The following is a 13,119-nucleotide window of genomic DNA, read 5'->3' on the forward strand; positions in this document are numbered from 1 at the left end:
CGCTCTGCATCGCGGACCTGGGACGGCGAGCGCCCCAGGTCTGGCCCGGGTTCACGTGCTGACGCGTCAGAGGAGCGGCCGCTGGGCGGGCGCTCCGGCGGCGTGCCCCAGCAGACGATTTCCGAACGCTGGGACGTGCTGTGCACCCATCTGTACCGCTGCCGTTGCGGCCTGGCGCGGAACTGAGGGCGAATCAATGCGGTGCATGGCGCACCGCTCTGGCGCTCACTCCGGCTCGATCCCGGCGGCCTTCGCCACCTTGCCCCACTTCACCATCTCGCTCGCGATGAAGTTCGCGAACTGCTCGGGCGTGCCGCCCACCGGCTCGACACCGGCCGCCAGCATGCGTTCGCGTACATCGGGCAGGGCGAGGATGCGCGTGGTTTCGGCGGCGAGCTTGTAGACGGTGGCCTTGGGCGTACCGGCCGGGGCCAGCAGGCCGCCCCAGGTGCTGGTCTCGTAGCCGGGCAGGCCAGATTGCGCCACCGTCGGCACATCGGGCAATGCGGGCAGGCGCTCGCGCGTGGTCACTGCCAGCGCGCGCAGCTTGCCACCCTTGATCTGGGCACTGGTCGCCGCCAGCGTGTCGAACATGATCGAGACGCGGCCGCTCATGAGGTCCGGGTGCGCCAGCGTGCTGCCCTTGTAGGGGATGTGCTGCATCTGCAGGCCGGCCATGCTCTGGAACAGCTCGCCCGAGAAATGCGGCGCGCCGCCGTTGCCGCTGGACGCGAAGCTGAGCTGCCCCGGGTTCTTCTTGCCGAAGGCGATCACGTCCTGCATGGTCTTGAACGGCGAATCGGGCGCCACCACCAGCACCAACGGCACGGTGTGTGTCTGCACCACGGGCTCGAAGCTCTTGACCGTGTCGAACGGCAGCTTCTTGAACATGCTGGGGTTGATGGCGTGGCTGCTGGCCACCAGCGCCAGCACGTGGCCGTCCGGCGCGGCCTTGGCCACGAAGTCGGTGCCGATCACGCCGGTGGCGCCGGTCTTGTTCTCGATGACGACGGGCTGGCCCCAGGCCTCGGTGAACTTCTGGCCGATCAGGCGTGCGGCCAGATCGATCGCGCCGCCCGGGGAGGCGGGCACGACGATGGTCATGGGCTTGGTCGGGAAGCTCTGGGCGAAGGCGGGCGCGGCCAGCATGAGCGTGGCGGCCAGGGCGAATGTTCTGCGTTGCATGTGTCTCCTCCAGGTGGTTGACGACGCTCAGCGGCCCTTGGCCTTGCGCCATTCGGCGAAGTCCGTGCGGCTCTTTTCTTCGGTCGGCGGGTACAGGCCCAGGATGGTGCGGCCTTCCATGACCTTCTCCTGCACGAAGTCCTCGAAGACCGTCATCTCGGTGGCCTCGGCGGCGATCTCGTCGGCCAGGTGGGCGGGGATCACGACCACGCCGTCACCGTCGCCCACGACCACGTCGCCGGGGAACACGGGCGCGTCGCCGCAGCCGATGGGGCCGTTGATCTCGATGGCCTCGTGCAGCGTCAGGTTGGTCGGCGCGCTGGGGCGCACGTGGTAGGCCGGCATGGCGTACTGGGCGATGTCGGGGCTGTCGCGGAAGCCGCCATCGGTGACGACACCGGCCACGCCGCGCTGCATCAGCCGCGCCACCAGGATGCCGCCGGCCGAGGCGGCGCGCGCGTCCTTGCGGCTGTCGATCACCATCACGGCGCCGGGCGGGCACTCCTCCACGGCCTTGCGCTGCGGATGGTCGCGGTTCTGGAAAACGGCGATGCCGTTGCGGTCCTCGCGCGCCGGCATGTAGCGCAGCGTGAAGGCCTCGCCGACCATGGTGGGCGCGTCCGGGTTCAGCGGGCGCACGTCCTGGATCATCTGGTTGCGCAGGCCACGCTTGAACAGCGCGGTGCACAGGGTGGCGGTGCTGACCTTCTTCAGCAGGTCGCGGGTCTCGGGTTTCATGCGGTCGGTCTCCAGGTTCAAAAGATGTCGGGTTCCGGCACGGGCTTGCCGAAGGTGGTCTCGAGGAAATCGAAGTCGCAGCCCTCGTTGGCCTGCTTGATGTGGCGGCCGAACATCCAGCCGTAGCCGCGCTCGTAGCGGGGCGGCGGGGCTGTCCAGGCTGCACGGCGTGCGGCCATCTCCTCGTCGGAGATTTCGAGATGGATGCTGCGCGCAGGCACGTCCACCGTGATGCGGTCGCCGGTCTTGACCAGCGCCAGCGGGCCGCCGATGGCCGCCTCGGGCGAGCAGTGCAGCAGGCAACCGCCATAGCTGGTGCCGCTCATGCGCGCATCGGACAGGCGCAGCATGTCCTTCACGCCCTGCTTCAAGAGCTTGGTCGGGATCGGCAGCATGCCCCACTCGGGCATGCCGGCGCCCAGGGGGCCGGCGTTGCGCAGCACCAGGACGTCGTCGCCCGTCACGTCCAGGTCCGGGTCGTCCACGGCCTTCTTGAGGCTGGGGTAGTCGTCGAACACGAGCGCGCGGCCGGTGTGGCGCAAGAGGTGCGGCGCGACCGCGCTGGGCTTGATGACCACGCCGTCGGGCGCGAGGTTGCCGCGCAGCACGGCCAGCGCACCTTCGGCATAGATCGGCTTGTCCAGCGGGCGGATCACGTCGTCGTTGTAGACCTCGGCGCCTGCGATGTTCTCGCCGATGGTCTTGCCGTTGACGGTCAGCGCCTCCGTTTTCAGGTGCGGACGGATGCGCTCCAGCATCGCGCGCAGGCCGCCGGCGTAGAAGAAGTCCTCCATCAGGTAGGCGTCGCCGCTGGGCCGGATGTTGGCGATGACCTGCACGCGGCGGCTGAAGGCGTCGAAGTCCGAGAGGCTCACGGGGTGTCCTGCCCGCCGCGACATGGCGATCAAATGGATGATGGCGTTGGTCGAGCAGCCCATGGCCATGGCGCAGGCGATGCCGTTCTCGAAGTTGGCGCGCGTGAGCATCTTGGCGGGCGTGAGGTCGTCCCAGACCATGTCGACGATGCGGCGGCCGCATTCGGCGCTCATGCGCACATGGTTGGCATCAGCGGCCGGAATGCTGGAGGCGCCCGGCAACGTGAAGCCGATGGATTCGGCGATGCCCATCATGGTGGCTGCCGTGCCCATGGTCATGCAGGTGCCGTGGCTGCGCGCGATGCCAGCCTCCATCTCGAACCAGGCCTGGTCCGAGAGGCGGCCGGCGCGGCGCTCGTCCCAGTACTTGAAGGCGTCCGAGCCCGAGCCCAGCACCTGGCCCTTCCAGTTGCCGCGCAGCATGGGGCCGGCCGGCAGGTAGATGAAAGGAATGCCCATGGACAGCGCGCCCATGGTCAGGCCCGGCGTGGTCTTGTCGCAGCCGCCCATCAGCACGGCGCCGTCCACCGGGTGGCTGCGCAGCAGCTCCTCGGTCTCCATCGCGAGGAAGTTGCGGTAGAGCATGGTCGTGGGCTTGACCATGCTTTCCGACAGGCTGATGGCGGGCAGTTCCAGCGGGAAGCCACCGGCCTGGAACACGCCGCGCTTGACGTCCTCCACACGCTGCTTGAAGTGCGTGTGGCACTGGTTGGCATCGCTCCAGGTGTTGACGATGGCGATGATGGGCTTGCCCTTCCAGTCCTCGTGGCCATAGCCCATCTGCAGCACGCGCGAGCGGTGGCCGAAGGAGCGGAAGTCGTCGGGGGCGAACCAGCGCGCGCTGCGCAGGTCGTCGTAGGTGCGTTGTGTCATCGTGGATGGGTGTGGAGGAGGGCTATTCCGCCTTGATGCCGGCGGCCTTGATCACTTTCGCCCATTTCTCGACTTCGGCCTTCTGGTAGTCACCGAGCTGGGCCGGGGTCATGTCCGAGGGCAGCATGCCGAAGCCCTTGAGCCGGGCCTGCACCTCGGGCGTGGCGATGATCTTCATGATCTCGGCATGCAGCCGGTCGACGATGGCCTTGGGCGTGCCGGCGGGGGCGAACACCGCCTGCCACGAACCCATGTCGAAGCCCTTCTGGCCGGCTTCGGCGATGGTGGGCACGTCGGGCAGCGATTCGAGCCGCTTGGCGCTGCTGACCGCGATGGGCCGCAGCTTGCCGGACTGGATGTGCGGGCCCACGATCAGCGTGGTGTCGAACATCATGTCCACCTGGCCGCCGACCAGGTCCTGCACGGCCGGCCCGCTGCCTTTGTAGGGCACGTGCGTGAACGCCACGCCCGACTGGTAGCTCAAGAGGGCCAGCGCCATGTGCGGCGAGGTGCCGTTGCCCGGCGAGGCCGAGGACAGGCCACCTGTCTTGGCGCGGCTGGCAGCCAGCACGTCGTTCAGGGTCTTGTACGGGCTGCTTGCGTTCACGACGAGCACCAGCGGCCCGGAACCGAGCATGGCGACCGGCGCGAAGGACTTGACCGGGTCGTAGTCGAGCTTGGCGTACAGGCTGCCGTTGATGGAGTGCGAGCTGATGGTGCCGCCCAGGATGGTGTAGCCGTCCGGCGTAGCGCGCGCTGCGATGGCCGAGCCCACGCTGCCGCCCGCGCCGCCTTTGTTGTCGATGACCACGGGCGTGCCCAGCGCCGTCGACAGCGCCGGTGCGATCACCCGGGCCAGCGTGTCGGTGTTGCCCCCGGGCGGGAACGGGACGATGTAGGTGATCGCCTTGCCGGTGGGCCAACTGCCCTGGGCCAGCGCTGGCAGTGCCGCGGTCGCCATGGTGGAAAGCGCGCCCTGGATCATCGTGCGACGTTGCATGTGCATCTCCTTTGTCTCGGTTCGACGGGTCTTGTTGGCGCGGGATTGAAACACTAATATATTAGTACGTCAATGCAGAATCGCCCGCAATGAATGCCCTCCCGAAGATCCGCCTGGACCGCACGCGCCTGGCCGCGCCGCAGGTGCTGGAGCGGCTGCGTGAGGCGGTCCTGGCGCTGGAACTGGTTCCCGGCACGGTGTTGGCGCGCCAGGCCCTGGCCGAGCAGTTCGGCGTGAGCCAGACGCCCGTGCGCGAGGCGCTGCTTCGGCTGGCGGAAGAGGGCCTGGTCGACGTGTTTCCCCAGCACGCCACGCTGGTCAGCCGCATCGACCTGCGCGCTGCGCGGCAAGCGCATTTCCTGCGGCGCTCGATCGAGTTGGAACTCGTGCGCGAGCTGGCGGTGCGCCGGCCCGAGGGCCTGGTCGAAGCCTTGAGCCGCCAGATCGCCTTGCAGCAGGCGCTGGCCGAGGCTCAGCAGTACGGCGAATTCGTCGCCGCAGACCGCCAGTTCCACCAGCTGTTGTATGCGGCGGCGGACATGGCGGCGCTGGTCGAGTTGGTCGGCCGGGTCTCGGGCCATGTGGACCGGCTGCGCCGCCTGCATCTGCCGACGGCCGGCAAGACCGCCTCCATCCTGCGCGACCACCGCGCCATCGTGGAGGCCATCGCGGCTGGCGACGCGGCAGCCGCGCAGGAGGCGCTGCGCGCACACCTGTCGGGCACGCTGTCGGCCATCGAGGAAATCCGGGAGCAGTTTCCGGACTATGTGGTCGAGCCCGACTAGATAGAATCCGCGCCTTCCCAAGGAGCGTTGCAGCGGGCTGATTCATCGGCGCCCGTCAGGCTTGGGACCGCGCATCCGCAACGACGCTCACCTGTTCCTTGACCGGATGCCCAGGTGAGACCATGACCCCAGATTCCGCTGCTTCTCCTTCCGCTGCCGACGCTTCCGCACCGCCGCCCATGCGCCTGTCCGGCCTGGAGCCTGTGTCCATCGGCGCCGGCAGCCTGTTCGTGAACGTGGGTGAGCGCACCAACGTGACGGGCTCCAAGGCCTTCGCGCGCATGGTGCTCAATGGGCAGTTCGACCAGGCGCTGTCGGTCGCGCGCCAGCAGGTGGAGAACGGCGCCCAGGTCATCGACATCAACATGGACGAGGCCATGCTGGACAGCAAGGCCGCCATGGTGCGCTTCCTGAACCTGATCGCCAGCGAGCCCGACATCGCGCGCGTGCCCATCATGGTGGACAGCTCCAAGTGGGAGGTCATCGAGGCCGGCCTGCGCTGCATCCAGGGCAAGGGCATCGTCAACTCGATCTCCATGAAGGAGGGCGTCGAGAAATTCAAGTACGAGGCCCGGCTGGTGCGGCGCTACGGCGCGGCGGCCGTGGTGATGGCCTTCGACGAGCAAGGCCAGGCCGACACCTTCGCGCGCAAGATCGAGATCTGCGAGCGTGCCTACCGCATCCTCGTGGACGAGGTCGGCTTCGCGCCCGAAGACATCATCTTCGACCCCAACATCTTCGCGGTGGCCACCGGCATCGAGGAGCACAACAACTACGCGGTCGACTTCATCGAGGCCGTGCGCTGGATCAAGCAGAACCTGCCCGGCGCCAAGGTCTCGGGCGGCGTGTCCAACGTGAGCTTCTCCTTCCGCGGCAACGATCCGGTGCGCGAGGCCATCCACACCGTGTTCCTGTACCACGCGATCGCGGCGGGCATGGACATGGGCATCGTCAACGCCGGCATGGTCGGCGTCTACGACGATATCGAACCCGTCCTGCGCGAACGCGTGGAAGACGTGGTGCTGAACCGCCGTCCCGACGCGGGTGAACGCCTGGTCGAGATTGCCGAGACCGCCAAGAGCGGCGCCAAGGACGAGAGCAAGAAGCTCGAATGGCGCGGCACGCCCGAGGCGCCGGCCACTGTGGAGCAGCGCCTGGCCCACGCCATGGTGCACGGCATCACCGACTTCATCGTGCCCGACACCGAAGAGGCCTACCAGGCCATCCTGGCCAAGGGCGGCCGGCCGCTGCACGTGATCGAAGGCCCGCTGATGGCCGGCATGAACATCGTGGGCGACCTGTTCGGCGCCGGCAAGATGTTCCTGCCCCAGGTGGTGAAGTCGGCGCGCGTGATGAAGTCCGCCGTGGCCCACCTGATCCCCTACATCGAGGAGGAGAAGCTGCGCGACGAGGCGGCCGGCCGCGACGTGCGCAGCAAGGGCAAGATTGTCATCGCCACCGTGAAGGGCGACGTGCACGACATCGGCAAGAACATCGTGACCGTCGTGCTCCAGTGCAACAACTTCGAGGTCGTGAACATGGGCGTGATGGTCCCGTGCCACGAAATCCTGGCCAAGGCCAAAGTCGAAGGGGCGGACATCGTCGGCCTGTCGGGCCTGATCACGCCCAGCCTGGAAGAGATGCAGTACGTGGCCGGCGAGATGCAGAAGGACGAGCACTTCCGCATCAGGAAGATCCCGCTCTTGATCGGCGGCGCCACCACCAGCCGCGTGCACACCGCCGTGAAGATCGCGCCGCACTACGAGGGCCCTGTCGTCTACGTGCCCGATGCCTCGCGCAGCGTGGGCGTGGCGCAGAGCCTGCTGTCCGACCAGGCCAGCGCCTACATCGCCGAGCTCAACGCCGACTACGACAAGGTGCGCCTGCAGCACGCCAACAAGAAGCAGGTACCCCTGTGGCCGCTGGCCAAGGCCCGCGCCAACAAGACGCCCATCGATTGGGCCGCCTACCAGCCCACGAAGCCGAAGTTCATCGGCCGCCGCGTGTTCAAGAACTTCGACCTCGCGGAACTGGCCAGGTACATCGACTGGGGCCCGTTCTTCCAGACCTGGGACCTGGCGGGCCCGTTCCCGGCCATCCTCAAGGATGAGGTGGTCGGCGCCGAAGCCCAGCGCGTGTTCAGCGACGGCAAGCGCATGCTCCAGCGCATCATCGAGGGCCGCTGGCTCACGGCCAACGGCATCGTGGCGCTGTACCCGGCCGCCAGCGTGCAGGACGACGACATCGCCTTCTACACCGATGAGACGCGCAGCCAGTCCGCGCTGACCTGGCACGGCCTGCGCCAGCAGACCGAGAAGCAGGTCATCGATGGCGTGCCGCGGCCTAGCCGTTGCCTGGCCGACTTTGTGGCGCCGGCAGGCAGCGGCGTGGCCGACTATGCCGGCATGTTCGCGGTCACGGCCGGTATCGGTGCCGAGGCGCGCGAGAAGCGCTTTGTCGAGGACCTGGACGACTATTCGGCCATCATGTTCAAGGCCCTGGCCGACCGCCTGGCCGAAGCCTTCGCCGAATGCCTGCACCACCGTGTGCGCACCGACCTGTGGGGCTATGCGGCCGGCGAAGCGCTGGACAACGAGCAGCTGGTCCGCGAGCAGTACCGCGGCATCCGGCCCGCGCCGGGCTACCCAGCCTGCCCCGAGCACAGCGTCAAGCGCGATATGTTCACGCTGCTGCAGTGCGAAGACATCGGCATGGGCCTGACCGACAGCTGGGCCATGACGCCTGCGGCCAGCGTGAGCGGCTTCTACATCGGCCACCCGGACAGCACTTACTTCAACGTCGGCAAGATCGGCCAAGACCAGGTGGAAGACCTGGCGCGCCGGCGCGGTGTGCCGGTCGACGAACTCGAACGGGCGCTGGCGCCACAACTCTGAGCGTCGCGGCCGGACCGCTGCGAGGTTTTACGGTGCCTTACAAAAGAGACACCGGACGACAACGCCGCTTGCATAGCCTTGGCATCCATGGAGCGCGCCTGCGCTCCGCTTCGAGGAGTGCCCATGCAAGAACACCAAACGTCCCCTTCGATTCCCGCCCGTTCGGGCAACAAGCCGCTGTGGATTGCCGTCGGCGCGCTCGCCGTGGCTGTCGCCGGGCTGGGCGGCACCCTGCTGGGCACGCAACTGCCCCGCGGTGCTGCGGAACCGCCGGTCAGCCAGGCCGCGGGCCTGGTGCCCTTTGACAGTGCGCCCGCGGCAACGCCCAAGCCCGCAACCCAGAGCGCACCGACGTCACCGGCGGAGCCCCGCGTCGCGCCCGCGGTGGTCCGCGCGCCGGCTGCCGCCACCGCACCCGTAGCGCGCTGCGACAGCTGCGGCACCGTCGTTTCCGTCACCGCCTTGCAGCGCGCAGGCCAGGGCAGCGGCGTGGGCGCCGTGGCGGGTGGCGTGGTCGGCGGTGTGCTGGGCAACCAGGTCGGCGGCGGCAGCGGCCGCGCCGTGGCCACGGTGCTGGGCGCGGTGGGCGGCGGCTGGGCCGGCAACGAGGTCGAAAAGCGCGTGCGCCAGACCACCCATTACGCGGTACGCGTCCGCATGGACGACGGCAGCGTGCGTACCGTGGAGCAGGCCGAGGCCGTGGCCGTGGGCAGCCCCGTGCTGGTGCAGAACGGCACTGCGCGGGCGCGCGGCCATGCCACGGCCTGGAACGGTTCGTAGCGCGCGACCCCGCCAGTCGTTGCAATAAACAAGGCCGGGCGCCCATGGCGCCCGGCCTTTTTTTCTACTTCGGAACTGGAGAAGCAGCCAGTTGCGGTCGGCGCCCGCCAGAACAAAGTCCGGCGAAGTAACAAAAGTGGAACAAAAAATAGTTCAGATCGAGGGGAAGTCAAGGGAACTAATCACGTTCTCTGACATTTTGTAGCGGTGTTGGCCTACAAAAGCCACTAGCATCCGCCTACACCCGTTGAGCACGCCGTGCAACGCCCAGATCACATAAAAGTCATGAAAACTTTTGAAACCTCGCCCGCCAGTGAGCGGTTTGGGCAATATTTCCGCATTGCACCAGCATTAGACGCCGCGGCGAGAGACGAAGTGTATTTTGTGCGCCACGACGTGTACGCGCGGGAACTGGGTTTCGAGCCGGTGCGCGCAGAACAGCGGGAGATGGATGGCTACGACAGGCATGCGCTGCACTGCATTGTCCGGACCAATGACGACAATGTGCGCCCTGTCGGCTGTGCCCGGGTGGTGCTGACGGATCCGCAGGACCGGCACGCCCCACTGCCGTTCGAACGATCCTGCCGCGCCACGCTAGACCGCCGCATCATCGATCCGGCGGCGTTGCCGCGCGAACGCATCGCCGAGGTGTCGCGGCTGGCCGTGATGGGCGAGTTCCGCCGCCGCCGTGGCGAACTCCACCGTCCGGTGGCCTTGTCCGCCCGTGACAGTTCGAGCGAGCCCGCGGCGCGCTTCCCCAATATTCCGGTGAGCCTGTATTTCGGCGCTGTGGCGCTGGCCCAGCGCGCTGGCGTCGAATACCTGTTCACGCTGACGGAACCGCGCCTGGCCAAGCATTTCGCACGCGGCGGCGTGCAGATCGAAACCGTCGGCGCTCCCATCGAGCACCGCGGCATGCGCATCCCCTCGCTGATGCGCGTGTCGCAGGTCTACAGCAGCCTGCGCGCCATGGTGCGCCCGATCTGGCACGAGGTGCATGCCCAGATGGACACCTGCTACCTGGTGCACGAGGCCATGGTCCACCAGGGCTTGGCCGAGGCGCCGGTCACGCAGGGCGCGCCGCTGAGCGCCTGAGCGCGGATCAACCCGCCCCGGGGCCGCGCAAGGCCCGGCGGTACTGCACCGCCTCCGCGATGTGGCTGGTCTGCAGCTTCTCAGTGCCTTCCAGATCCGCGATCGTGCGCGCCACGCGCAGCGCGCGGTGGATGCCGCGTGCGGACCAACCCAGCCGCGCCGCAGCATGGTTCAAGAAGCGGCTGGCCTCCTCGGTGCGTGGGGCATGGCGCTCCAGTTCCTGGCCCGCCAGGGCCTGGTTGCACAGGCCCTGGCGCTGCAGGGCCAGCGCGCGCGCCGCGGTGCAGCGCGCACGCACCGTGGCGGTGCTCTCGGCCGCGGGCGCGTCCAGCAGCTCCTGGGGCGCCAGCGCGGCCACCTCCAGATGCAGGTCGATCCGGTCCAGCAACGGGCCGCTGAGCTTGGACTGGTAGCGCGCCACCTGGTCCGGGCTGCAGCGGCAGGCGCGGTGGGTGGCGCCGAAGTAGCCGCAGGGGCAGGGGTTCATGGCCGCGATGAGCAGGAAGCGCGCGGGGAACTCGGCGCGCTGGGCTGCGCGGGCAATCGCGATGCGGCCCGTTTCCAGGGGCTCGCGCAGGGCCTCGAGTGCGGCGCGGGGGAATTCGACGAGCTCGTCCAGAAACAGAACGCCGTGGTGGGCCAGCGAAATCTCGCCCGGTCGGGGCGGCGATCCGCCGCCCACCAGGGCCACGGCGCTCGCCGTGTGGTGCGGCGTGCGGGTGGGCCGGCGCATCCACTGCGCCAGCGAGAAATGGCCCGCCAGGCTGGCAACCGCCGCGCTTTGCAAGGCCTCCTCGGTGCGCATGGGGGGCAGCAGCTCGGCAAAGCGCTGGGCCAGCATGGACTTGCCGCTGCCCGGCGACCCGACCAGCAGCACACTGTGGCCGCCAGCGGCAGCGATCTCCAACGCCCGCTTGGCGGCGGACTGGCCTTTGACGTCGGCCAGGTCCAGGCCAGCGGCGGCGGCCGGTGGCAGGCCGGGCTGCAGCCGGGCCCAGCCTTCGCCGGGCGGCGCAGCGGGGCCGTCTCCCGGCGGGAATGCGGCCACCACGTCCAGCAGGTGCCGGGCCCGCACGACGTGCATGTCCGGCACCAGGGCGGCCTCTTCGGCGCTGCCGGGCGGCAGGACCAGGATGGCGGGATGGGCCTGGCCGTGCAGCGCCAGGCTCAAGGCCAGCGCGCCATGCACGGGCCGCAGTTCGCCGGACAGCGACAATTCCCCGGCGAACTCGTGGCCGGCCAGCCGCCCGGCGTCGACCTGACCGCTGGCCGCCAGAATGCCCAGCGCAATGGGCAGGTCGAAGCGGCCGGAATCCTTGGGCAGGTCGGCCGGTGCCAGGTTGACTGTGATCCTCTTGTTGTGCGGAAACGCCAGCCCTGCGTTCTGGATGGCAGAGCGCACCCGCTCCCGTGCCTCCTTGACCTCGGTGTGCGCCAAGCCCACCAGCGTGAAGCTGGGCAGGCCATTGGCCAGATGCACCTCGACGGTGACGGCAGGTGCTTGCAGGCCGATCAGCACGCGGCTTTGCACCAAAGACAGGCTCATCGCTGAAATACTCCCCATTGCGGTGCCTTGCTGACCATGATGGCGCGCATGGGCGCAAACCGCACCAAATATGTGCATTCACGAGAACTTGCGTGTACTGCACAACGCTCCAAACCCTTGTGCAGCGGGCGGGAAAGCCCGGTTTCGATTGGCACGCTCCATGCATTGAGGAGCCGCGCCATCTTTTTACATCCCGGAGAACGACCCATGACCGTGTGCCTCACCAAGAGCCTGATCCTTGCCGGCCTCGCCCTCTCGGGCGCCGCATTCGCACAGACCGCTGCCCCGGCTGCACCCGCCCCGGATTACACGCTGAGCTTCAACGCCGGTGTCGTGACCGATTACCGCTACCGCGGCCTGACGCAGACGCGTCACCAGGCTGCAGCGCAGGGCGGCATCGATTTCGCGCATTCCAGCGGCTTCTACGTCGGCACATGGGCATCCACGATCAAGTGGGTCAAGGACGGCGGCGGCGATGCGCCGGTCGAGATCGACTTCTACGGTGGCTACAAGGGCACGGCCGGCGCCATCAGCTACGACGTGGGCGCACTGCGTTACCAGTACCCCGGCCACGACCTGGAAGCCAGCCCCAACACCACCGAGCTGTACGGCGCCGTGACCTACAGCATGTTCACGCTGAAGTACTCGCATGCGATCAGCGACCTGTTCGGCTTCGACGACAGCAAGAACAGCTACTACCTGGATCTGTCGGCCGCGTTCGACCTGGGCAACGGCTGGTCGCTGACGCCGCACATCGGCTACCAGAAGGTCAAGAACTACAGCGACAACTCCTACACCGACTACGCGCTGACGCTGGGCAAGGACCTGGGCAACGGCTGGTCCGCCTCCGCCGCGCTGATCGGCACGAACGCCGACAAGGCCCTGTACCGCACGGTCAACGACAAGTTCGCCGGCAAGACCATGGTCGTCGTCGGCATCAAGTACGCATTCTGATTTTTTGTTCCTGAGGAGCCAGCCATGAAACTCGTAACGGCGGTCATCAAACCGTTCAAGCTCGACGAGGTCCGCGAGGCCTTGTCCGGCATCGGTGTCCAGGGCATCACCGTGACCGAAGTCAAGGGCTTCGGTCGCCAGAAGGGCCACACCGAGCTGTACCGCGGCGCGGAGTACGTGGTCGACTTCCTGCCCAAGGTCAAGATCGAAGCGGCCGTGTCCGACGACCTCGTCGACCGCGTGATCGAGGCGGTCGAGAGCGCAGCGCGCACCGGCAAGATCGGCGACGGCAAGATCTTCGTCTACGACGTCGAACAGGTCGTGCGCATCCGCACCGGCGAAACCGGCAAGGAGGCGCTCTAAGCAGCGTGCTCCCTTCAGAAAGAGAACATCG

11 protein-coding genes and 1 riboswitch are annotated in these 13,119 nt (G+C 68.0%); of the genes, 6 read left to right on the forward strand and 5 right to left on the reverse strand.

The window, feature by feature from the left end; translation table 11 throughout:
* Positions 1–225: 225 nt before the first annotated feature.
* Genes ASF45_RS27280 through ASF45_RS27295 form a run of 4 tightly spaced genes read right to left on the reverse strand, consistent with a single transcriptional unit; the run spans position 226 to position 4,671 of the window.
* A complete protein-coding gene (locus ASF45_RS27280) occupies positions 226–1,185 on the reverse strand; it encodes a tripartite tricarboxylate transporter substrate binding protein (RefSeq protein WP_056671088.1) in 960 nt (319 codons plus the stop codon).
* A 27-nt stretch (positions 1,186–1,212) separates the two neighbouring features.
* Positions 1,213–1,923: a ribonuclease activity regulator RraA gene (locus tag ASF45_RS27285; RefSeq protein ID WP_056671777.1), complete on the reverse strand. Its 711-nt coding sequence runs from the start codon at positions 1,921–1,923 to the stop codon at positions 1,213–1,215.
* A 17-nt stretch (positions 1,924–1,940) separates the two neighbouring features.
* Positions 1,941–3,671: an L-arabinonate dehydratase gene (araD, locus tag ASF45_RS27290; protein WP_056671091.1), complete on the reverse strand. Its 1,731-nt coding sequence runs from the start codon at positions 3,669–3,671 to the stop codon at positions 1,941–1,943.
* 22 nt (positions 3,672–3,693) lie between these two features.
* Positions 3,694–4,671: a tripartite tricarboxylate transporter substrate binding protein gene (locus tag ASF45_RS27295; protein WP_056671094.1), complete on the reverse strand. Its 978-nt coding sequence runs from the start codon at positions 4,669–4,671 to the stop codon at positions 3,694–3,696.
* An 89-nt stretch (positions 4,672–4,760) separates the two neighbouring features.
* Here ASF45_RS27295 and ASF45_RS27300 point away from each other — a divergent pair, with 89 nt between their 5' ends.
* From ASF45_RS27300 to ASF45_RS27315, 4 genes are all read left to right on the forward strand, one after another.
* Complete coding sequence (locus ASF45_RS27300) at positions 4,761–5,456, forward strand: GntR family transcriptional regulator (RefSeq protein WP_056671097.1); 696 nt, start codon at positions 4,761–4,763, stop codon at positions 5,454–5,456.
* 13 nt (positions 5,457–5,469) lie between these two features.
* Positions 5,470–5,552: riboswitch (S-adenosyl-L-homocysteine riboswitch) on the forward strand.
* 26 nt (positions 5,553–5,578) lie between these two features.
* Positions 5,579–8,350, forward strand: a complete 2,772-nt coding sequence (metH, locus tag ASF45_RS27305; RefSeq protein ID WP_082551306.1) for a methionine synthase — start codon at positions 5,579–5,581, stop codon at positions 8,348–8,350.
* A gap of 123 nt (positions 8,351–8,473) precedes the next feature.
* Positions 8,474–9,130, forward strand: coding sequence for a glycine zipper 2TM domain-containing protein (locus ASF45_RS27310; RefSeq protein ID WP_056671099.1), 657 nt, complete (start codon positions 8,474–8,476; stop codon positions 9,128–9,130).
* 285 nt (positions 9,131–9,415) lie between these two features.
* Positions 9,416–10,225 carry a PEP-CTERM/exosortase system-associated acyltransferase gene (locus ASF45_RS27315; protein ID WP_082551307.1) on the forward strand — a complete coding sequence of 270 codons (810 nt, stop codon included), beginning with the start codon at positions 9,416–9,418 and terminating at the stop codon, positions 10,223–10,225.
* Between the two features lie 7 nt (positions 10,226–10,232).
* Here the strand turns inward: ASF45_RS27315 and ASF45_RS27320 are convergent, their stop codons facing one another.
* Complete coding sequence (locus ASF45_RS27320) at positions 10,233–11,771, reverse strand: YifB family Mg chelatase-like AAA ATPase (protein ID WP_056671102.1); 1,539 nt, start codon at positions 11,769–11,771, stop codon at positions 10,233–10,235.
* A gap of 207 nt (positions 11,772–11,978) precedes the next feature.
* Here ASF45_RS27320 and ASF45_RS27325 point away from each other — a divergent pair, with 207 nt between their 5' ends.
* Both ASF45_RS27325 and glnK read left to right on the forward strand, forming a co-directional pair.
* Positions 11,979–12,725 (forward strand): TorF family putative porin, encoded by a 747-nt coding sequence (locus ASF45_RS27325; RefSeq protein ID WP_056671105.1) that lies wholly within the window; start codon positions 11,979–11,981, stop codon positions 12,723–12,725.
* 24 nt (positions 12,726–12,749) lie between these two features.
* Positions 12,750–13,088 carry a P-II family nitrogen regulator gene (gene glnK, locus ASF45_RS27330; RefSeq protein ID WP_056671108.1) on the forward strand — a complete coding sequence of 113 codons (339 nt, stop codon included), beginning with the start codon at positions 12,750–12,752 and terminating at the stop codon, positions 13,086–13,088.
* Positions 13,089–13,119: the final 31 nt, after the last annotated feature.

The organism is Pseudorhodoferax sp. Leaf265 (assembly GCF_001422365.1).
Classification (GTDB): domain Bacteria; phylum Pseudomonadota; class Gammaproteobacteria; order Burkholderiales; family Burkholderiaceae_C; genus Pseudorhodoferax.

Bases quoted from the DNA above. Each gene is read 5' to 3' on its own strand.
- ASF45_RS27280 (WP_056671088.1), bottom strand. From the start codon at position 1,185: ATGCAACGCAGAACATTCGCCCTGGCCGCCACGCTCATGCTGGCCGCG.
- ASF45_RS27285 (WP_056671777.1), bottom strand. From the start codon at position 1,923: ATGAAACCCGAGACCCGCGACCTGCTGAAGAAGGTCAGCACCGCCACC.
- araD (WP_056671091.1), bottom strand. From the start codon at position 3,671: ATGACACAACGCACCTACGACGACCTGCGCAGCGCGCGCTGGTTCGCC.
- ASF45_RS27295 (WP_056671094.1), bottom strand. From the start codon at position 4,671: ATGCAACGTCGCACGATGATCCAGGGCGCGCTTTCCACCATGGCGACC.
- ASF45_RS27300 (WP_056671097.1), top strand. From the start codon at position 4,761: ATGAATGCCCTCCCGAAGATCCGCCTGGACCGCACGCGCCTGGCCGCG.
- metH (WP_082551306.1), top strand. From the start codon at position 5,579: ATGACCCCAGATTCCGCTGCTTCTCCTTCCGCTGCCGACGCTTCCGCA.
- ASF45_RS27310 (WP_056671099.1), top strand. From the start codon at position 8,474: ATGCAAGAACACCAAACGTCCCCTTCGATTCCCGCCCGTTCGGGCAAC.
- ASF45_RS27315 (WP_082551307.1), top strand. From the start codon at position 9,416: ATGAAAACTTTTGAAACCTCGCCCGCCAGTGAGCGGTTTGGGCAATAT.
- ASF45_RS27320 (WP_056671102.1), bottom strand. From the start codon at position 11,771: ATGAGCCTGTCTTTGGTGCAAAGCCGCGTGCTGATCGGCCTGCAAGCA.
- ASF45_RS27325 (WP_056671105.1), top strand. From the start codon at position 11,979: ATGACCGTGTGCCTCACCAAGAGCCTGATCCTTGCCGGCCTCGCCCTC.
- glnK (WP_056671108.1), top strand. From the start codon at position 12,750: ATGAAACTCGTAACGGCGGTCATCAAACCGTTCAAGCTCGACGAGGTC.